The sequence below is a fragment of the Kitasatospora sp. NPDC052896 genome (genome assembly GCF_044547075.1).
Taxonomy (GTDB): Bacteria; Actinomycetota; Actinomycetes; order Streptomycetales; family Streptomycetaceae; genus Kitasatospora.
On the sequence record NZ_JBITZU010000002.1, the window covers coordinates 304,582 to 324,155 of the forward strand.

At 70.8% G+C, this 19,574-nt stretch carries 15 protein-coding genes; 9 read left to right on the forward strand and 6 right to left on the reverse strand.

Annotated features, from left to right (window positions below; translation table 11 throughout):
* Positions 1-103 precede the first annotated feature (103 nt).
* Positions 104-2,263: a prolyl oligopeptidase family serine peptidase gene (locus ACIGXM_RS07500; RefSeq protein ID WP_396557854.1), complete on the reverse strand. Its 2,160-nt coding sequence runs from the start codon at positions 2,261-2,263 to the stop codon at positions 104-106.
* 281 nt (positions 2,264-2,544) lie between these two features.
* Between ACIGXM_RS07500 and ACIGXM_RS07505 the strand changes: the two genes are divergently transcribed.
* From ACIGXM_RS07505 to ACIGXM_RS07545, 9 genes are all read left to right on the forward strand, one after another.
* Positions 2,545-2,739: a DUF2304 domain-containing protein gene (locus ACIGXM_RS07505; protein WP_396557856.1), complete on the forward strand. Its 195-nt coding sequence runs from the start codon at positions 2,545-2,547 to the stop codon at positions 2,737-2,739.
* 42 nt (positions 2,740-2,781) lie between these two features.
* Positions 2,782-3,654: an N-acetyl-1-D-myo-inositol-2-amino-2-deoxy-alpha-D-glucopyranoside deacetylase gene (gene mshB, locus ACIGXM_RS07510; RefSeq protein ID WP_396557858.1), complete on the forward strand. Its 873-nt coding sequence runs from the start codon at positions 2,782-2,784 to the stop codon at positions 3,652-3,654.
* Positions 3,654-4,085, forward strand: coding sequence for a DUF6113 family protein (locus ACIGXM_RS07515; protein ID WP_396557860.1), 432 nt, complete (start codon positions 3,654-3,656; stop codon positions 4,083-4,085). The genes mshB and ACIGXM_RS07515 overlap by 1 nt, the downstream gene beginning before the upstream one ends.
* A 250-nt stretch (positions 4,086-4,335) precedes the next feature.
* The gene (locus ACIGXM_RS07520) at positions 4,336-6,669 is read left to right on the forward strand and encodes a peptidoglycan binding domain-containing protein (protein WP_396557861.1); all 2,334 of its coding nucleotides are present in this window, start codon (positions 4,336-4,338) and stop codon (positions 6,667-6,669) included.
* A 553-nt stretch (positions 6,670-7,222) separates the two neighbouring features.
* Complete coding sequence (locus ACIGXM_RS07525; RefSeq protein WP_396557863.1) at positions 7,223-8,248, forward strand: ABC transporter permease; 1,026 nt, start codon at positions 7,223-7,225, stop codon at positions 8,246-8,248.
* Between the two features lie 161 nt (positions 8,249-8,409).
* Entirely contained in the window at positions 8,410-10,149 is a 1,740-nt protein-coding gene (locus tag ACIGXM_RS07530; RefSeq protein ID WP_396557865.1) for an ABC transporter substrate-binding protein, read from the forward strand.
* 161 nt (positions 10,150-10,310) lie between these two features.
* Entirely contained in the window at positions 10,311-11,294 is a 984-nt protein-coding gene (locus tag ACIGXM_RS07535) for an ABC transporter permease (RefSeq protein WP_396557867.1), read from the forward strand.
* A 58-nt stretch (positions 11,295-11,352) separates the two neighbouring features.
* Positions 11,353-12,423: an ABC transporter ATP-binding protein gene (locus tag ACIGXM_RS07540; protein ID WP_396557869.1), complete on the forward strand. Its 1,071-nt coding sequence runs from the start codon at positions 11,353-11,355 to the stop codon at positions 12,421-12,423.
* 28 nt (positions 12,424-12,451) lie between these two features.
* On the forward strand, positions 12,452-13,564 hold the full coding sequence (locus tag ACIGXM_RS07545) for an ABC transporter ATP-binding protein (RefSeq protein WP_396557871.1): 1,113 nt from the start codon (positions 12,452-12,454) through the stop codon (positions 13,562-13,564).
* A 55-nt stretch (positions 13,565-13,619) separates the two neighbouring features.
* Here ACIGXM_RS07545 and ACIGXM_RS07550 read toward each other — a convergent pair whose 3' ends face one another.
* Genes ACIGXM_RS07550 through ACIGXM_RS07570 form a run of 5 tightly spaced genes read right to left on the reverse strand, consistent with a single transcriptional unit; the run spans position 13,620 to position 19,448 of the window.
* The gene (locus ACIGXM_RS07550) at positions 13,620-14,786 is read right to left on the reverse strand and encodes an ABC transporter ATP-binding protein (RefSeq protein ID WP_396557873.1); all 1,167 of its coding nucleotides are present in this window, start codon (positions 14,784-14,786) and stop codon (positions 13,620-13,622) included.
* Positions 14,779-15,843 (reverse strand): ABC transporter ATP-binding protein, encoded by a 1,065-nt coding sequence (locus tag ACIGXM_RS07555; RefSeq protein WP_396557876.1) that lies wholly within the window; start codon positions 15,841-15,843, stop codon positions 14,779-14,781. The genes ACIGXM_RS07550 and ACIGXM_RS07555 overlap by 8 nt, the downstream gene beginning before the upstream one ends.
* A 13-nt stretch (positions 15,844-15,856) precedes the next feature.
* A complete protein-coding gene (locus ACIGXM_RS07560; RefSeq protein ID WP_396558365.1) occupies positions 15,857-16,819 on the reverse strand; it encodes an ABC transporter permease in 963 nt (320 codons plus the stop codon).
* 58 nt (positions 16,820-16,877) lie between these two features.
* Positions 16,878-17,801, reverse strand: coding sequence for an ABC transporter permease (locus ACIGXM_RS07565; RefSeq protein WP_396557878.1), 924 nt, complete (start codon positions 17,799-17,801; stop codon positions 16,878-16,880).
* Positions 17,802-17,810: 9 nt separating this feature from the next.
* The gene (locus ACIGXM_RS07570; RefSeq protein ID WP_396557880.1) at positions 17,811-19,448 is read right to left on the reverse strand and encodes an ABC transporter substrate-binding protein; all 1,638 of its coding nucleotides are present in this window, start codon (positions 19,446-19,448) and stop codon (positions 17,811-17,813) included.
* Positions 19,449-19,574 lie beyond the last annotated feature (126 nt).

The window sequence follows — 19,574 nt, forward strand, 5'->3', positions numbered from 1 at the left end:
GCCCGCGGCGGGCAGTGTGCGCGGTCGTGCTCTCACCATGACGGATGTCATACGGCGGCCCGGGCCGGGCAGGCGCCGGCCCGGGCCGCCGTCGGACCGTCGGTCAGCCCCGGGACGGCAGCCCGAGCTGCCGCCGCAGGAAGTCGACCTGGAGCAGCAGCAGGTTCTCCGCGACCTGCTCCTGCGGCGTCATGTGGGTGACGCCGGAGAGCGGCAGCACGGTGTGCGGGCGGCCGGCCGCGAGCAGCGCGGAGGAGAGCCGCAGGGTGTGCGCGGCCACCACGTTGTCGTCCGCCAGCCCGTGGATGAGCAGCAGCGGGCGCTCCAGCTTCGGCGCGTCCGCGATCAGCGAGTTGGCGTCGTACACCTCCGGCCGCTCGGCGGGGTGGCCGAGGTAGCGCTCGGTGTAGTGGGTGTCGTAAAGCCGCCAGTCGGTGACCGGGGCGCCGGCCACCGCCGCGTGGAAGACGTCCGGGCGGCGCAGCACGGCGAGCGCCGACAGGTAGCCGCCGTACGACCAGCCGCGGATCGCCACCCGGCCGAGGTCCAGCGGGAACTCCCCGGCCAGCGCGTGCAGCGCCTCGACCTGGTCGTCCAGGGTGACCCCGGCGAAGTCGAAGGCGATCGCCTTCTCCCAGGCCGGGCTGCGGCCGGGGGTCCCGCGGCCGTCCGCGACCACCACCGCGAAGCCCTGGTCGGCGAACCACTGCGAGGTGAGGAAGGCGTTGTGCGCCTGCACCACCTGCTGCCCGTGCGGACCGCCGTACGGGTCCATCAGCACTGGCAGCAGGCCGTCCCGCGCCCGGTCGTAGCCGGTCGGCAGCAGCACGGCGGCCGGGATCCGGCGGGCGCCGGCCAGCCGGAACTCGGGCCGGGTGGTCAGCACCGGCGTCTCGGCGTACGAGGCGATCACCGCGATCTCCTCGCCGCCGCGCAGCAGCTCGGCCCGCCGGCCCGGCCGCTCGGGCACCGAGCTGGTCAGCACGGTGACCTCGCCGCCGCGGACCGCGTCCAGCGCGCCGGCCCGGCGCAGCAGCTCAGGCGTCGAGCCGTCCAACGGCACCCGGTAGAGCCCGGCCAGGCCGGGCGTCTGGTCCTCGGCGCCCTCGCCCGGACTCGCGGTGCAGAGCAGGTCGCGCTCGCCGATCGAAAGCACCGCGCGCACGTGCAGCGCGTCGTCGGTGAGCAGCTGGTCGCCGACGAGCAGCGCGCGGTGGCCCGGCTCGTCGCTGATCTGGACCAGCCGGCCGTCCGGGGTCCAGGCCGGCGCGCCGGAGAACAGCTCCAGCCAGACGGCGTCCCGCTCCTCGAGCAGGGTGCTGGTCCGCCCGGTCACCGGGTCCAGCGTCAGCAGCAGCTGGCTGCGCTGGTCACGGGCCTGCACCAGGAGCAGCGGCGGGCCGCCGGCCGACCAGTGCACCCGGGCCAGGTACGGGTAGCCCGCGCGGTCCCAGGCCGCCTCGACCCGGGAGCCGTCCAGGCCGAGCAGCCAGAGCGTGACCTCGGCGTTGGGCGTGCCGGCGGCGGGGTAGCCGACCTCGGCGGGGGCGGTCGCCGGGTTGGCGGGGTCGGCGATCCACCAGCGCCGCACGGGCGTGTCGTCGACCCGGGCGACCAGCAGCCGGTCGCCCTCGGGGGACCACCAGTAGCCGCGGCTGCGGTCCATCTCCTCCTGGGCGATGAACTCGGCCTGGCCCCAGGTCACCCCGGCCGCCTCGGAGGTGGCGAGCGCCCGGTCGTCGGTGCCGTCGGCGGCGATCACCCGCAGCTCGCCGGCGGTGGTCGGGTAGGCGATGTGCCGGCCGTCGGGCGCGGGCCGCGGGTCGAGCAGCGGGCCGGCGGCGGGCAGCTCGGCGACCGTGCCGGCGACCAGGTCGGCGGCGAAGAGCCGGCCGGAGAGCGCGAAGGCGGCCAGCCGGACGGCGGCGTCCAGGGCGTAGCCGACGATGCCGGCCGAGCCCTCGCGGCTGCGCTCGCGGCGGGCCTTCTCGGCCGCGGAGAGCTGCTCGCTGCCGCCGTCGAGCAGGGCGACCGGGTCGGCGGCGATCCGCTCCTCGCCGGTGGCCGGGTCGAGGGTCCAGAGCAGGTTGGCCCGGTCGGTCGTGGCGCCCCCGGACGGGGGGCGCGAGCGCAGGAAGACCACCCGGGAGTCGTCCGGTGCGACGGCGAAGGAACGCGGCAGGCCGACGGTGTACCGCAGGGTCCGCGCGTACTGCCGGGGGAAGGTGTCCGCGGGGGGTGTGGCGGAGGCGTCAGAGGTCATGGCCCGCACCTTATGGCCTCCGTCACCGCACGATCACTCGTTCGGCCCATCGCGGAGAACCAACCCGCGCGGGCCTCCGTACCCCCTCCGACCGGCCCATGCGCCCCGCCCCGCACCCGCGCCCCGAAAATTGCCGCCTCACGGAAAGTAATGCCGCCCTCACCGATCGGGTATTCATAGGTTCGGCGATCCGGACGGGGAATGTCCGGTTCGCCGTTCCTCCGCACGGTCCCGACCGCCGCCCGCCGGGGCGGCGCACCCGAGAAGGGGTGTGAGCCGTCATGGCTTTGTCCATCTCCGCGGCCATGTTGATGCTGGTCATCGTGGTGGTGCTGATCCGCCGGTCCAGCCTCAAACTGGCCCACGCGATCGTCTGCGCACTACTGGGCTTCTACCTCGCCAACAGCACCATCGCACCGTCGATCCAGCAGGTGACCAGCAACCTCGCCGAGATGATCAACGGCCTGAAGCTCTAGCCGCACTCCTCGCGAACAGGCGGTTCGCTTAGGCTGCTCCCCATGACCGCTGTTCCCGCCCGCCGCCTGCTGCTGGTGCACGCCCACCCCGACGACGAGTCGATCGGCAACGGCGCGACCATGGCCCGGTACGCCGCCGAGGGCGCCCAGGTCACGCTGGTGACCTGCACCCTCGGCGAGGGCGGTGAGGTGATCCCGCCGGAGCTGGCGCACCTGACGGCGGATCGGGAGGACGGCCTGGGCGACTTCCGGATCGGTGAGCTGACCGCCGCGATGCGGGAGGTCGGCGTCACCGACGTCCGCTTCCTCGGCGGCCCCGGTCGCTACCGCGACTCCGGCATGATGGGCGTCCCCGAGAACGACCGCCCCGGCTGCTTCTGGCGGGCCGACGTGGACGAGGCCGCCGGCCACCTGGTCCGGGTGATCCGCGAGGTCCGGCCGCAGGTGCTGGTCACCTACGACGAGGACGGCGGCTACGGCCACCCGGACCACATCCAGGCGCACCGGGTCGCCATGCGGGCCCACCGGCTGGCCGCCGACCCGGGCTTCCGGCCCGAGCTCGGCCCGGCCTGGCCGATCGCCAAGGTCTACTGGAACCGGATGCCGGCCGAGGTGCTGGCCACGGGCCTGCGGGCGGCCGCCGCGCACTTCCCGCGGGTCGCCGAGCCCGCCGACGTCCCCGGGGTGGTCGAGGACGGGGTGATCACCACCGTGCTGGACAACGGCCGCTACGCCGACCGCAAGGCCGCGGCGATGCGCGCGCACGCCACCCAGATCACCGTCTCGGGCGAGTTCTTCGCCCTGAGCAACGGCCTCGGCCAGCCGCTGCTGGCGACCGAGTACTACCAGCTGGTCCACGGCGAGCCCGGCCCCGGCCGGCCGGAGTCCGACCTGTTCGCCGGAATCGAGGCGTGATGAACAACCCACTGCACCTGCTGCTCGGCACCCGCTCCCAGCGGCTCGCCGAACCGTTGCCGTCCCGTGGCGCCCGGATCACCGGCTACCTGGCGCTCCTCGTGCTGGGCGCGCTGGTCGCGCTCTGCGGTTGTTTCGTGCAGGCCCTGTGGAGCCCGGTCGGCCTGCTGCTCGCGCTGGCGGCCGCCGCCGCGGTCTTCTACGGCGGCCTGCGGCTGACCGGGACCAAGCTCGGCGCCGGGATGCCGCTGATCGGCTGGTTCCTGGTGCTGATGGTGCTGATGGCCCCTCGGCCGGAGGGCGACTTCGTGCTCGCGGCCGGCGTCAACGCCTACGCCTACCTGCTGGGCGGCGCCGTGATCGGGGTGATCTGCGCCACCCTGCCCACCCGGTCGCCGTTCCCGTTCGGCATCCCGCGACAGCGGGACTGAGCACCGGACGAGATTCCCCGAGGACTCCCCGGATGTCGGCGCACGACGGGCAGTCAGCGCCGTTCGGCCGTAGGGTCAACCGTGCGGAACCGGACGTATCGTCTTCTAACGGAATCAGTTCGCCACTCAGTCGTTCCCAGTATGGTGGTGCCGCAGCATTGTCGGCCGCGCCATACGCCCGGCCGGACGCCCCAGCAACCCGCGGCCGGTGGTCCGACAGCCCCGACCGTGAACCCGGAGCAGAGCAGCATTGAGCAGCCGCGAATCTGACAACGCCCACCCGTCGCCCCGTCGCGGCGGCGCCCCCGGCCGCCGGCCGGGCGAGGGCCCCGACGCCTACCCGTCGGGCACTCCCCCGTACGGGATCCCGGGTCTGGGGAACGGCTTCGGCCAGGACGGCGACCCGTCCTCGACCCTCGGCCGCGGTTACCGGTTCGAGCCGGCCCAGGCCCCCGCCGATCCCGAGCCGGACATCCCGAAGACCGAGACCACGCTGACCACCCGAATCTCGATCAACATCCCCGGCTCACGGCCGATCCCGCCGGTCGTGGTCCGAAGCCCCGTCAAACCCGAGGAGCCGGGCGGCGACCCGGACGGGCAGCCGAACCGGCCGCGGCACCGCTCGGGTGCGCCGGCCGAGCCGGTGGTCGGCGTGATGGAGTCGGGCGCGCGTCCCGGCTCCCCGCCGACCCTGCCGCCCGAGTGGCAGACGCCGCCCGGCGGCACCCCGAAGCCGGCCCCCCAGAGGTCGAGCGCGGGACAGCCGGCCGAGGCGGAGTCGACCGGCGAGTGGTTCCGACCACGGCAGCGGGTCCGGCCGGAACCGACGCCGGCCGCGGCCCCGGCTCCGACCCCCGCGGCGGCGCCGGGCTTCGCGAGCGGTTCGCCGTTCCAGGCGCCCGAGCGCCAGCCCGCACCGCCGGCGGCCCCGGCCTTCTCCAACGAGGCCACCCAGCAGATCCCGGTGCCGCGCCCGGCCGAGGCACCGGCCCCGCCGTTCGCCACCGCCGACCACCCGGCCGAGACCCGGCAGCCGTTCGGCGCCCCGTCGGCGGGCTACCCCACGGACCCGTACGCGACCGGGCCCGGCGAGCCGGCCCCGGCGGCCAACCACGGCGGCCCGTTCCAGGGCGTCCCGAGCGACCCGTACTCGGCCGGCCCCGCCGGCGGCGACGCGTTCGGCAACGGTCCGGCCGCCAACCGGCCCACCGGCACCCCGGGCGCGCCGGGCCGGTTCGCCCGCACCCAGCCGCAGCCCGGCCCGGTCCCCGAGGGCCGCTTCACCGACGGCCGGTTCACCACCGAGTCCGCGACCGACCCCGAGGACACCGAGATCGGCGGCTTCGCCCCGATCCCCGGCGACCCGGCCGAGGCCATACCGGGCCTGCCGGTGACCGGGATCTACGGCGCCGCACCCGGCCGTGGTGGCACCGCCACCGCGCCGACCGCCGCCCACCCGGCCGATCCGGCACCGTTCCGCGGCGGCGCCTCCCAGCCGGAGGCCGGCGGAGTGCCGGGCGGAGTGCCGGGCGGCGAGCCCACCGGCCAGCCGGCGCCGGAGGGCGGCCCGACCACCGTCGCGGTCGAGGCCGAGCCGGCCCCCGCCCCGGCGGCGGCCAAGCCGAAGCCCAAGCCCAAGCCGCGGGCCCAGAAGCTGCTGGTCTACGCGGTCGGCGGCGCGCTCTTCGTCGGCGCGGCGGTCTACGGCACCGGCCTGATGCTCAACCAGGCGGACGTCCCGCGCGGCACCACCGTGCTGGGCACCGACATCAGTGGTGACAGCCGCGACCAGGCGGTCCACCTGCTCGACAGCACGGTCGGCAAGATCGGCGAGCAGCCGATGGCGCTGAAGCTCGGCACCCAGCCGGTCTCGCTCGACCCGGCCACCGCCGGCCTGAGCTTCGACACCACGGCCACCGTGGACGGGCTGACCAAGCACAGCTACGACCCGGTGACCGTGATCGGCTCGATCCCCGGCAGCCCCAAGAACGTGCCGCCGGTGGTCAACGTGGACCGGGCCAAGCTGAAGGCCGCGCTGGACAGCCTGGCCGCCCAGCTGTCACAGGGCTTCAAGGAGGGCTACGTCCAGTTCTCCCCCGACGGCACCACGGTCGTGGTCCCGGGTCAGCCCGGCCAGGCGATCGACGACAACTCCGCGGTCAACCAGGTCGTCCAGGCCTACCAGGACCGGGCCGACGGCAAGTCGGACGGCACCATCACGCTGCCCCTGACCGCGGCCCAGCCCAAGGTCACCACCCAGGCCCTGCAGCAGGCCGCGGACGGTCTCGGCAAGGCGATCACCAGCGGCAAGGTGATCGTGGTCGCCGGCAGCAAGAAGTTCCTCTTCGGCAACGTCACGGCCGCCAAGGCCCTCACCCTGGCCCCGGACGACTCGGGCAACATCGGCCCGCAGTGGAACCTGGACGAGCTGGGCAACGCCATGGGCTCGGTCTTCGCCGGGCTCAAGTTCCGTCAGAGCGACGGCACTCTGGCTCCGATCACCCCCCAGGCCGTGGCGGACGCAATCGCCTCCGTGTACGACAAGAACACCACCGCGGACCGCACATTCACGTTCCGCATGTGAGCATGTCAAAAATCGCGTGCGAGGCCCCCGGAACCCTCCAGTTCCGGGGGCCTCGACGTCATTCCCGGCGACTTCCCGCCAGTGGCGTGTAACCGACACGACAGTTGGGCAGCTCCTCATCCAATGGATTCCGAAGGGCCCGTTAAAGGGCGACGAATAGTCGCCAATGGCGGCTTCCCGCCAAATCCGTCCGGTATGCGGACACAAAAAACCGCCCGGTAATCCCCTCCTACCACCACAAACCGGACACCCCGATCTACGCGCATCGACCACACAAACAGCAGGACGGTGCGTCCAGATACCGGTGCCACTAAGCCCACGTTACGAACTCATGAACGCGCTATGCCCAGGTATGTCCGTTTTGGTACGTCTCGTTATGAGGGTGTCAAGTAGGTAGAAGCTACGAAGTGATTGACATTCCAGAACGAAGCCAAAACTGGCTGTCCAGCCACAGAGAAACTCTTGACGTTCGATAAACGAGTTGCGAGAGTCCGTTCGACCAACTTTCTTCTTCGTTGCTGCTGCACAGACCACCGGCGGGAGCTTTCGCACCATGACGACGCCAACTGAGGACACGACTGAGACCGATCCGGTCGTCGTCGAGTCCGCGACGGGGCCGACCGGCAACAAGCCGGGCGAGTTCCTCGGGCGCACCCCGGGCCAGATTGCCTGGAGCCGCTTCAAGCGCAACCGCATCGGTGTGATCTGCGCCGGGATCGTGATCTTCTACATCCTGGTCGCGATCTTCGCGCCGGTGATCGCCTCGCTCTACGGGAAGTCGCCGTACATCCCCTACGGCACCCGCGACATGAGCCTGCTGGACGACTCGGGCGTCCCGGTCGGCGCCGGCGGCGGGATCAGCAGCCAGTTCTGGTTCGGGCTCACGCCCATCACCGGGTACGACATCTTCACCAAGCTGATCTACGGCATCCGGACCTCGCTCGGGATCGCCCTGCTGATCACCATCGTCTGCGCCGTCCTGGGCATCGTGATCGGTGTCGCGCAGGGTTACCTGGGCGGCCGCTTCGACTACCTGGTCGGCCGCTTCTGCGACCTGCTGCTCGCCATGCCGAGCCAGCTGTTCTTCATCGCCTTCACCCCGGTCGTGCTCAACCTCTTCGTGCCGGCCCAGGACCCCACCCCGACCTACGTCCGGGTCCTCGCGATCGTCCTGGTACAGGCCGTGCTCGGCTGGATGGCCACCGCGCGTCTGCTCCGCGGTCTGGCCCTCAGCATGCGAGAACGCGAGTACATCGAGGCCGCGAAGATCGCCGGCGCCTCGCCCTGGCGCATCATCTTCAAGGAGCTGATGCCGAACCTGGCCACCACCATCCTGGTGCAGGTCACCCTGCTCCTCCCGCTGATGGTGACCACCGAGGCCGGCCTCTCCTTCCTCGGCGTCGGCATGGTGGAGCCCACCCCGGACTGGGGCCTGATGTTCCAGGACGCGGCGAACAACTACCAGAACGACCTGACCTACCTGTTCTTCCCGGGTCTCTCCCTCACGATCTTCGCCGTCGCGTTCAACCTCTTCGGTGACGCGGTCCGCGACGCGCTCGACCCGAAGACCATCCGCTAGCCGTTCCACCCCCGCAAGGCAGCACCACCCCCACGCATCACCTGCTGTGCCCCCCAGTCCGGCCACCCCGGGGCAGCGTCGCCCCGCCGGTCCGCGCTGGTTTAGACCCACCTATGACCAGTGACAGGTAGGAACCAATGAGACTTCGCAAGGCAGCACTCATGCCGGCGCTCGTGGCCGTCAGCGCCCTGACGCTGACCGCCTGCGGCGGGGGCAGCGGCAAGGCGGGCGCCCAGGCCAACGTGACGGCCAGCACGCAGACCGTGTCCCTGGGCACCGCGGCCGACTCGCAGGGCCCGGCGAAGCCGGTTCCCGGCGCCCAGTCGGGTGGCACCATCACCGACCTGGAGCCGACCGGTCTGGACTACCTCGACCCGAGCCAGATCTACGAGAACCAGCTCCAGGCCATCAGCTCGCTGTACACCCGCCAGCTGACCAACTACAAGACCGACCCGACCACCGGCAAGACCATCCTGGTCGGTGACATGGCGACCGACACCGGTACGTCCTCGGACGGTGGCAAGACCTGGACGTACACCCTCAAGGACGGCCTGAAGTTCGAGGACGGCACGCCGATCACCTCGAAGGACGTCAAGTACGCCATCGAGCGCCTCTACGCCTCGTACCAGACCAGCGGCCCGCTCTACCTGCAGACCTGGCTGTCCGGCCCGAACTACCGTCAGGTCTACCAGGGCCCGTACGGCGGCCAGTCGCTGCCGGACTCGGTCATCGCGACCCCGGACGCGAAGACCATCGTCTTCCACTTCCTGGCCCCGCACGCCGACGCCCCGTACGCGATGGCGGAGCAGGACGCGACCGCGATCGAGGCCTCGAAGGACGACCAGCAGGCGTACAACGCCCACCCGGTCTCGATCGGCCCCTACAAGATCAAGTCGTACACCGCCAACACCGAGCTGGTGCTGGTCAAGAACCCCGAGTGGGACCCGAACACCGACTCGGTGCGCCACCAGTACGCGGACGAGTGGGACATCCAGCTCAACGTCCCGCAGCCGCTGCTGACCCAGCGTCTGATCAACGGCTCCGGTCCGGACAAGGACGCGGTGACCCTGTCGGCCAACGCCGACACGACGCTGATCGACCAGATCGAGAAGACCCCGGACCTGAAGGCCCGCTCGGTCAACCAGTTCCAGCCGTTCGTCGACGTCTACAGCATCAACACCAGCCGCGTCACCGACGTCGCCGTCCGCAAGGCGCTGGCCACGGCCTTCCCGGCCGCGCAGGTGATCCGCCAGGAGGGTGGCGCCGCCGCCGCCGAGGTCGCGGGCAACCTGATGAGCCCGACCATGGCCGGCTGGCAGAAGACCGACCCGCTGGGCATCGCCGCCAACCCGATGGGCGACCCGGCGAAGGCCAAGCAGATGCTGCAGGCCGCGGGCAAGCTCGGCTACCCGATCACCATCGCGTACGCCAACACCACCAAGTGGCAGAACATCACCGCGGTCATCGTCGACCAGCTCAACCAGGCCGGCTTCAAGGCCCAGAGCAAGGACATCGACGCCACCAGCTACTACACGATCGTCGGCAAGGTCGACAACGGCTTCGACCTCTACCGCACCGGGTGGGGCGCCGACTGGCCGGTCGGTTCGACGGTCATCCCGCCGACCCTGGACGGCCGGCAGGTCGCCGATGGTTCGAACAACTACTCGCACCTGAACGACCCGGCGATGGACGCCCAGATGGACCAGATCAACAGCGTGGCGGACGTCAACCAGGCCGCCCCGCAGTGGATGGCCCTCGCTGACAAGATCCTCACCACCGACGTGCCGCAGATCCCGTACGCCTACGACAAGCTCTTCAGCATCTACGGTGCGGGCGTGGGCGGCGTGGCGTACAGCCCGGCCGTCGGCGCGCTGGACCCGTCCAGCATGTACGTCAAGTAAGCACCGGACCCGGAGCGGTCCTCCGGACCGCTCCTCCCGGGTAGGGCCACCCCGCATCGGGTGGCCCTACCCGGGCCACGTGCCGACCACCCGCAACCCGGGTGTCGCACTCTCCACGACGCGGCCGCCGCAGGCGCCCTCACTCGGAAGAGCTCATCCCCATGTTCCGATTTCTCGTCCGCCGGGCGCTCGGCGCGATCGTCATTCTCTTCTTGCTGATCGCCCTGACGTACTTCGCGTTCTTCTCACTCCCGACCGACCCGGCTCAGCTCGCCTGCTCCAAGACCTGCACCCCGCAGCTGCTGGAGCAGATCCGGGTCAACATGCACCTGAACCAGCCGATCTACGTGCAGTTCTGGGACTACCTCAGCGGCCTGTTCGTCGGCCACAACTACGGCACGGACATCGGCCAGTGCGCCGCGCCCTGCTTCGGTTACTCGTACAACGTCCACCAGTTCGTCTGGCCGCGCATCGAGGCCAGCTACCCGGCGACCTTCGTGCTCGCCATCGGTGGTGCCGTCTGCTTCCTGACCATCGGTGTCGGCCTCGGCATGATCTCCGCCTGGAAGCAGGGCGGCATCATGGACCGGATCGCCAGCTCGATCTCGCTGGTCGGCCAGTCCACCCAGATCTACTTCCTCGGCCCGCTGGCCATGGGTCTGTTCGTCACCAACCTGGGCTGGCTGCCGCAGCCCTCCTACGTGCCGCTCACCCAGGACCCCTGGGGCTGCTTCATGGGGATGCTCCTGCCCTGGCTGGTCATGTCGGTGATCTTCTGGTCGAACTACACCCGCCAGGTCCGCTCGCTGATGCTGGAGCAGCTCTCCGAGGACCACATCCGGGCCGCCCGGGCCAAGGGCATGTCGAGCGGCTACGTCTGGTGGCGCTACGCCCTGCGCGGTGCGATGGCCCCGATCATCACGATCTTCGGTATCGACCTCGGCGCGGTGTTCTCCGGCGCGGTGGTCACCGAGTTCACCTTCGGCATCCACGGCCTCGGCTTCCTCGCCGTCGACTCGGTCCGTCAGAACGACCTCTACCTGGAGCTGGGCGTACTGATCTTCAGTGCGGCGGCGATCATCGTCTTCAACATCGTCGTCGACGCGGCCTACGCTCTCCTCGACCCCCGGGTCCGGCTGGGATGACCTCCTCCACCGCGCCCCTGCCAGTTCCGCACCACCCCGCTTTCGAGGAGATCCGACCGTGAGCACCCTCACCAAGTCCGAGGCCGCCCCCGCACCGCAGGCCAGCGACGTGTTCCTCTCGGTGCGTGACCTGCGTGTCCGGTTCCGCACCGAGGACGGCATCGTCAACGCCGTCAACAACCTCACTTTCGACATCGAGCGGGGCAAGACCCTCGGCATCGTCGGTGAGTCGGGCTCCGGGAAGTCCGTCTCCAACCTGGCCGTGATGGGCCTGCACAACCCGAAGAACACCACCATCGAGGGCTCGATCAAGCTCGACGGCCAGGAGCTGCTCGGCTGCTCGCAGAAGGAGCTGGAGAAGCTCCGCGGCAACGCGATGGCGATGATCTTCCAGGACGCGCTGGCCGCGCTCTCGCCCTACTACACGATCGGCCGGCAGATCGCCGAGCCGTTCATGAAGCACACCGGGGCGAACAAGAAGGAGGCCCGCGAGCGGGCCATCGAGATGCTGGCCAAGGTCGGCATCCCGCAGCCGCAGACCCGGGTGGACGACTACCCGCACCAGTTCTCCGGCGGTATGCGCCAGCGCGCGATGATCGCCATGGCGCTGGTCTGCAACCCCCGGCTGCTGATCGCCGACGAGCCGACCACCGCGCTCGACGTGACCGTCCAGGCGCAGATCGTCGACCTGCTGAAGGACCTCCAGCAGGAGTTCGGCACCTCGATCATCTTCATCACCCACGACCTCGGCGTGATCCGCGAGATCGCCGACGACGTGCTGGTGATGTACGCGGGCCGGGCGGTCGAGCGCGGCACCATGCGCGAGGTGCTCAAGTCCTCGCAGCACCCGTACGGCTGGGGCCTGCTCAGCTCGATCCCGCGGATCAACGCCTCGGTGGACATCCCGCTGGAGCCGATCCCGGGCACCCCGCCGAGCCTGCTGAACCCGCCGACCGGCTGCGCGTTCCACCCCCGCTGCGCGTACCGTGAGCTGGTCGCCGACGACAAGTGCGTGACCGATCGTCCCGCGCTGGAGATCGCCAACGGACACCTTTCGGCCTGCCACCTCACCCCCGCGCAGAAGCAGTCCATCCTCACCGAGCAGATCCTGCCCCGGCTGAGCAGCTGAGCCTCGGTAAAGGAGCCAAGGAAATCCCATGAGCGCAGAGCAGACTCTGACCGAGCCGGCCGCCAAGGCCCCGGCCCCCGGCACCCCCCTGCTGGAGGTCGACGGCCTCACCAAGCACTTCCCGGTGATGGGCGGCTTCCCGTTCAAGCGCCAGGTCGGTGCCGTCCAGGCGGTCGACAACGTGACCTTCAACGTCGGCGTGGGCGAGAGCCTCGGCCTGGTGGGCGAGTCCGGCTGCGGCAAGTCGACCACCGGCCGGCTGCTCACCCGGCTGCTGGAGCCGACCGGCGGGTCGGTCAAGTACCTGGGTCAGGACATCACGCACGCCTCCCGCAAGCAGCTGGCGCCGATCCGGTCCGAGATCCAGATGATCTTCCAGGACCCGTACGCCTCGCTGAACCCGCGGCACACGGTCGGCACCATCATCTCCGGCCCGATGGAGATCAACGGGATCAACCCGCCCGGCGGCCGGGAGGCCCGGGTCAAGGAGCTCCTGGAGACCGTCGGTCTCAACCCGGAGCACTACAACCGCTTCCCGCACGAGTTCTCCGGCGGCCAGCGCCAGCGCATCGGGGTGGCCCGGGCGCTCGCGCTCAACCCGAAGCTGATCGTCGCGGACGAGCCGGTCTCCGCACTGGACGTGTCGATCCAGGCGCAGGTCGTCAACCTGCTGCAGCGACTGCAGCGGGAGCTCGGCATCGCCTTCGTCTTCATCGCGCACGACCTGTCGATCGTGCGGCACTTCTCGCAGCGCGTCGCGGTGATGTACCTGGGCAAGGTCGTCGAGATCGCGGACCGCGACTCGCTGTACGAGCGGCCGCGCCACCCGTACACCCACGCCCTGCTGTCGGCGGCTCCGGACGCCGACCCGGACAACCTCGCCACCGAGCGGATCCGGCTGACCGGTGACGTCCCGTCGCCGCTCAACCCGCCGTCCGGCTGCCGCTTCCGCACCCGCTGCTGGAAGGCGCAGGAGAAGTGCTCGACGGAGGAGCCGCCGCTGATCCAGCTCGGCGGCAGCACCGAGGGGCACCTGACCGCCTGCCACTTCCCCGAGGACGGCGACGCCGCCGCCCGGCGGGTCGAGGCGTCCCGGCCCAAGAAGCCGGCCGCCGCCGCGGAGGACGCCGCGGAGGACTGAGTCGGTCGCTGGAACGCCGTGGGCCCGGAGCGATTCGCTCCGGGCCCACGGCGTTTCAGGAGTCCTCGCCCGGCTCGACCTCGCGCTCCGCCGTGCTCTGCCCGCGCTCGCGCTCCGCCGCGCTCCGCTTGATCTCGCGCTCCGCCGCGAAGTGACACGCCGAGTCGTGCGCCGCCGCCCCCGAGAGCCACCCCGGGACCGCGAGCAGCGGGACCTCGGTCGCACAGCGTTCCCGGGCCTTCCAGCAGCGGGTGCGGAACCGGCAGCCGGACGGCGGATTGGCCGGTGAGGGCACGTCCCCGGTCAGCACGATCCTCCCCCGGCCACCGCCGGAGAGCGCCGCCTCCCGCGCCGCCGGGTCCGGCACCGGTACCGCGGAGAGCAGCGCCTGGGTGTACGGGTGCGTCGCGTGCTCGTAGATCTCCAGGTCCGTCCCGATCTCCACCAGCTTCCCCAGGTACATCACCCCCACCCGGTCCGAGATGTGCCGCACGATCGACAGGTCGTGCGCGATGAAGATGTACGACAGCTCGAACTCCCGCTGCAGCTGCTCCAGCAGGTTGATCACCTGGGCCTGCACCGACACGTCCAGCGCCGAGACCGGTTCGTCGCAGATGATCACCTCCGGCTTGAGCGCCAGCCCCCGGGCGATCCCGATCCGCTGCCGCTGACCGCCGGAGAACTGGTGCGGATAGCGGTTGAGGTACTCCGGGTTCAGCCCGACCACGTCCAGCAGGTCCTGCACCGCCCTGCGCCGGTCGCCCTTCGGCGCCACCTCCGGGTGGATCTCGAACGGCTCCCCGATGATGTCGCCGACCGTCATCCGCGGGTTCAGCGAGGTGTACGGGTCCTGGAAGACCATCTGGATGTTGCGGCGGACCGCCTTCAGCCGGGCCCCGGAGAGCCGGGAGATCTCCTCGCCCTTGTACCGCACCGAGCCCGCGGTGGCCGGTTCCAGGTTCATCAGCACCTTGGCCAGCGTCGACTTGCCGCAGCCGGACTCCCCCACCACCCCCAGGGTCTCGCCCTTCGCCAGCTCGAAGGAGACCCCGTCCACCGCCCGCACCGCACCGACCTGCTTCTTGAAGACCACCCCCCGGGTCAGCGGGAAGTGCTTGACCAGGTCGCTGACCTGCAGGATCGGCTCGCCGCCGCGGACCGTCCGGGCGAAGGCCGGCGCCGCCGAGCGAGCCGCGCCGAGCGAGCTGGCGCCGTCAGCCATGGAGGGTCTCCTTCCAGAAGTGGCAGGCGCTGGCCCGGCCCGGCAGCGGGCTCCCGTCGTCCTCGGTCACCTGGTACAGCGGTGGCAGGGTGGTCCGGCAGAGGTCCTGCGCCCGCGGGCAGCGCGGGCTGAACGGGCAGCCCGGCGGGATCCGCAGCAGGTTGGGCGGCAGGCCCCTGATCGCGTAGAGCTCCCGGCCCTTCCGGTCCAGCCGCGGGATCGAGTCCAGCAGGCCCCGGGTGTACGGGTGGGCCGGCCGGGCGTACAGCTCGCGCACCGGCGCGGACTCCACGATCCGCCCGGCGTACATCACCGCGATCTTGTCCGCGACGTCCGCCACCACGCCCAGGTCGTGGGTGATCAGGATCAGGCCCATCCGGTACTCGGCCCGCAGCTCGGCGAGCAGGTCCATCACCTGCGCCTGCACGGTGACGTCGAGCGCGGTGGTCGGCTCGTCCGCGATGATCAGGTCCGGCTCCAGGGCCAGCGCCATCGCGATCATGATCCGCTGCCGCATGCCGCCGGAGAACTGGTGCGGGTAGTCCCCCACCCGCTGCGCCGCCGCCGGGATCCGCACCCGTTCCATCAGCGCCACGGCCTTCGCCCGGGCGTCCTTGCGGGAGAGCCCGCGGTGCACCCGGAACAGCTCGCCGATCTGGGCGCCGACCGTGTGCACCGGGTTGAGCGCGGAGAGCGCGTCCTGGAAGACCATCGCCAGCTGCGACCCGCGGATCCGGCGGCGCTCCTCCTGGCCGAGGGTCAGCAGGTCGCGGCCCTTGAAGAGGATCCGCCCGCCGGTGACGAAGCCGGGCGGGCTGTCCAGGATGCCCATCACGGCCTGCGCCGAGACGGACTTGCCGGAGCCCGACTCGCCGAGGATGGCCAGCGTCTCGCCGGCCCGGACCGAGTAGTCGACGCCGTTGACCGCCTTGGCCACCCCGTCCCGGGTGCGGAACTCCACGTGCAGCTGGCGCACGTCGAGCAGCGGGGCGTCCGGATCGACCGCGCCGGCCACCGCCCGGGGGTCGGTCCGTTCCGCGCTCACGCTGGTACTCATGGCCCGCCCTCTCTCAGCGCAGCTTGGGGTCGAGCGCGTCGCGGACCGCGTCGCCCAGCATGATGAACGCCAGCACGGTGATGCTCAGCGCCCCCGCCGGGAAGAGCAGCATGTGCGGCGCGTTGCGGAAGGTGTCCGAGGCCGAGGAGATGTCGATGCCCCAGGAGACCGTCGGTGGCTTGAGCCCCACTCCGAGGAAGCTCAGGGTGGCCTCCAGCGAGATGTAGGTGCCCAGCGCGATGGTCGAGACGACGATGATCGGCGCGACCGCGTTCGGCAGGATGTGCCGCAGCATCAGCCGGCCGCTGCCCGCCCCGAGCGCCCGGGCCGCCGTCACGTAGTCCTGCTGTTTGGCGGTGATGACGGCACCGCGGGCGATCCGGGCGATCTGCGGCCAGCCGAGCACCACGATGAAGGCCACCACGATCCAGATCGACTGGCCGGGGACGACCGAGAGGAAGACCAGCCCGCCGAGCAGGATCGGGATGCCGAAGAAGACGTCGGCGATCCGCGAGATCACCGAGTCGAACCAGCCGCCGAAGAAGCCGGCCAGGCCGCCGAGCACGGTGCCGGCGAGGGCCGAGCCCGCGGTGGCGCAGACGCCGACGGTGATCGAGGCCCGGGCGCCGTGGACCGTCCGGGCGTACACGTCGCAGCCCTGGGTGTCGAAGCCGAACGGGTGGCCCGCGGTGGGCCCCTCCTGCGACCGGAAGAGGTCGCACTTCAGCGGGTCGGTGGAGGTGAGCAGGCCGGGCCAGATCGCCATCAGCAGCAGGAAGAGGATCAGCACCCCGGAGACCAGGAAGACCGGGTTGCGCCGCAGGTCGTGCCAGGCGTCCTGCCAGAGGCTCCGCGGCGCCACCCGCTGGTCGCCGGCCGGGGCCTCCGGGTGGTCCGTCAACCGCTCCGCCTTGATTAAAGTCTGACCTTCCATGGTGCCGAGGCCGAAGGTGCGGTTCTCGACCGCGCTCGGCATCTCCTCGGCCTCGGTGCCGGCGTCCGCGAGCGGGTTCGACTCGGAGTACCGCTCCTGGTCAGGCATACCGGATCCTCGGGTCCAGGACCGCGTAGAGCAGGTCGACGAGCAGGTTGGCCGCCAGGAAGACGATCACCAGGACGGTCACGAAACCGACCACGGTGTTGCTGTTCTGCCGGACGATCCCCTGGTAGAGGTAGAAGCCCACACCGTGGATGTTGAAGATCCGCTCGGTCACCAGCGCGCCGCCCATCAGCGCGCCCAGGTCGGTGCCGAGGAAGGTGACCACCGGGATCAGCGAGTTGCGCAGCAGGTGGTTGACCACCACCCGGCGCCGGGGCAGTCCCTTGGCCACCGCGGTGCGCACGTAGTCCGCCCGGGAGTTCTCCGCGACGGTGGTCCGGGTCAGCCGGGCGACGTACGCCAGCGAGACCGAGGCGAGCACCAGACCGGGCAGCAGCAGCGACTGCAGGTTCAGTTCCTCGCCGGCGGTGGCCGGCAGGATCCCCCACTTCACCCCGACCAGGTACTGCAGCACGTAGCCGGTGACGAAGGTCGGGATCGAGATCACGATCAGGGTGAGGGCGAGCACCGCGTTGTCCGCCAGCCGGCCCCGGCGCAGGCCGCTGAGCAGCCCGAGTGCGATGCCGAGGACCACCTCGATGACGAAGGCCACCGCGGTGAGCCGGAGCGTGGTCGGGTAGGCGGCGGCCAGCAGCGAGGTCACCGGCTGGCCGCTGAAGGTGGTCCCGAAGTCCCAACGGAACAGGTTGCCCATGTACTTGAGGTACTGCAGCCAGAGCGGGTCGTTGAGGTTGTACTCGGCCCGGATCTGCGCCGCGACCGCCGGGTCGGGCGCCCTGTCACCGAAGAGCGCGTTGACCGGGTCGCCCAACGCGTGCACCATGACGAAGATCAGGAAGGTGGTCCCGATGAAGACAGGGATCATCTGGAGCAGCCGCCTGATGACGTAACGTCCCATTGTCGTCGGCTACTTGACGGTGACGTTGGTGTAGACCGGGACACTGAACGGGTCGAGCATCACGTTCGAGACCCGGGACGACCAGCCGGCCGTGCCGTTCTGGTACCAGAGCGGGATCGCCGGCATGTCGGTGACCAGCAGCCTCTCCGCGTCCTGGAAGACGCCGACCGCCGTGCCCTGGTCGGGCTCCGCGTTGGCCTTGTTGACCAGCGCGTCGAACTGCGGGTTGCCGTAGTGCGAGTCGTTGGAGGAGGCGCCGGTGGTGAAGATCGGCTGCAGGAAGTCCTGGATCAGCGGGTAGTCCATCTGCCAGCCGGTCCGGAACGGCCCGGTCAGCTGCTTGCCGGTGATCTGGTTGCGGAAGTCGGCGAAGGTGCCGACCGGCCGCCCGACGCACGAACTCGTGTTGCCCATCGTGTTGTTGATGCTGTTGCAGACCGCGTCGACCCACTCCTTGTGCGGGCCGTCGGCGTTGTAGCTGATGCTCAGCTGGCCGCCGGGGAACCCACCGCCCTGCTGGATCAGCGCCTTGGCCTTGGCCGCGTCGTAGGTGCAGGCGTCCCCGCAGAGGCCCTCCTTGAAGCCGCCGGCGTCACCCAGCACCGGGGAGGTCCAGTCGGTGGCAGGGGTGCGGGTGCCGTTGAAGACCACCTTGGTGATGGCGGCCCGGTCGATCGCCATCGAGATGCCCCGGCGGACCGTCGCCGCGTTGTTCCCGCTCCACTGCGGCTGGTTGAGCGGGAACGAGAGGGTCTGGTTGATGCCCGCCGGCTGGTTCAGGTAACGGCCGTCGAGGTCGGTCTGGACGGTCTTCAGCGCGCTGTTCGGCAGGCCGTTGTCGATGTCCAGGTTGCCCGACAGCAGGTCGGCGTAGGCGGCGTTGGTGTCGGTGTAGACCTTCAGGTCGATGCCGCCGTTCTGCGGCTTGTTGGTCCCGCTGTAGTCCGGGTTGGGCCGCAGCTGCATCTGCTGGCTGCGGGTCCACGAGGTGATCTGGTACGGGCCGTTGCCGATCGGCTTGTTGAGGTAGCCCGCGTGGTCGCTGAAGAAGGCCCGGGGCAACGGGAAGTAGGCGGTGTAGCCGAGGGTCTGCGGCCAGGTGGAGAACTTCTGGCTGAGCGCGACGGTGAAGGTGTTGTCGTCGACCACCTTCAGACCCGACATGGTCTGCGCGGTGGGCGGACCGGAGGCCGGCGCCACGTCGGCGTAGCCCTGGACGTACTGGAAGAAGCTGGCGTTGACCTGCTTGTTGGTGATCAGCGCGCCGTAGTTCCAGGCGTCCACGTAGGAACTCGCGGTGACCGGGGTGCCGTCGCTGAACCGCCAGCCGGGCTTGAGCTTGACCGTCCAGTTCTGCTGGTCCGCGGTGGTGATCGAGTCGGCGTTGGCGTTGTAGGCCTTGCTGGTCCTGGGGTCGTACGCGACCAGCCCGGTGAAGATCATGCCCTCGACCGCGCCGCCGTTCACCTCGTTGGTGTTGGCCGGTTCCAACGGGTTCTGCGGATCGCCCCACCAGGCCTGCACGACGCCGCCGGCGCCCCCGCTGCCGCCGGCGCCGGGCCCGTTCCTGCTGCTGCACCCGCTGACCGCCACGGCCACCGCGGTGCTGGCGATCACTGCCCAGCGCACTCGGGCGGCTGCGGGCATGGGGACCTCCTCCGGGACGTGTGTCACCTCACAGCCCATCAGAAGTGCCCGCCTCCGCCGGCGCACCCGGGGTGCGCCGGCGGGGTGGGGCGCTACCGCCGAACGGGTAGAACGCCGTCGGCCGGC

Bases quoted from the DNA above. Each gene is read 5' to 3' on its own strand.
- ACIGXM_RS07500 (WP_396557854.1), bottom strand. From the start codon at position 2,263: ATGACCTCTGACGCCTCCGCCACACCCCCCGCGGACACCTTCCCCCGG.
- ACIGXM_RS07505 (WP_396557856.1), top strand. From the start codon at position 2,545: ATGGCTTTGTCCATCTCCGCGGCCATGTTGATGCTGGTCATCGTGGTG.
- mshB (WP_396557858.1), top strand. From the start codon at position 2,782: ATGACCGCTGTTCCCGCCCGCCGCCTGCTGCTGGTGCACGCCCACCCC.
- ACIGXM_RS07515 (WP_396557860.1), top strand. From the start codon at position 3,654: ATGAACAACCCACTGCACCTGCTGCTCGGCACCCGCTCCCAGCGGCTC.
- ACIGXM_RS07525 (WP_396557863.1), top strand. From the start codon at position 7,223: ATGACGACGCCAACTGAGGACACGACTGAGACCGATCCGGTCGTCGTC.
- ACIGXM_RS07530 (WP_396557865.1), top strand. From the start codon at position 8,410: ATGCCGGCGCTCGTGGCCGTCAGCGCCCTGACGCTGACCGCCTGCGGC.
- ACIGXM_RS07535 (WP_396557867.1), top strand. From the start codon at position 10,311: ATGTTCCGATTTCTCGTCCGCCGGGCGCTCGGCGCGATCGTCATTCTC.
- ACIGXM_RS07545 (WP_396557871.1), top strand. From the start codon at position 12,452: ATGAGCGCAGAGCAGACTCTGACCGAGCCGGCCGCCAAGGCCCCGGCC.
- ACIGXM_RS07550 (WP_396557873.1), bottom strand. From the start codon at position 14,786: ATGGCTGACGGCGCCAGCTCGCTCGGCGCGGCTCGCTCGGCGGCGCCG.
- ACIGXM_RS07555 (WP_396557876.1), bottom strand. From the start codon at position 15,843: ATGAGTACCAGCGTGAGCGCGGAACGGACCGACCCCCGGGCGGTGGCC.
- ACIGXM_RS07560 (WP_396558365.1), bottom strand. From the start codon at position 16,819: ATGCCGAGCGCGGTCGAGAACCGCACCTTCGGCCTCGGCACCATGGAA.
- ACIGXM_RS07565 (WP_396557878.1), bottom strand. From the start codon at position 17,801: ATGGGACGTTACGTCATCAGGCGGCTGCTCCAGATGATCCCTGTCTTC.
- ACIGXM_RS07570 (WP_396557880.1), bottom strand. From the start codon at position 19,448: ATGCCCGCAGCCGCCCGAGTGCGCTGGGCAGTGATCGCCAGCACCGCG.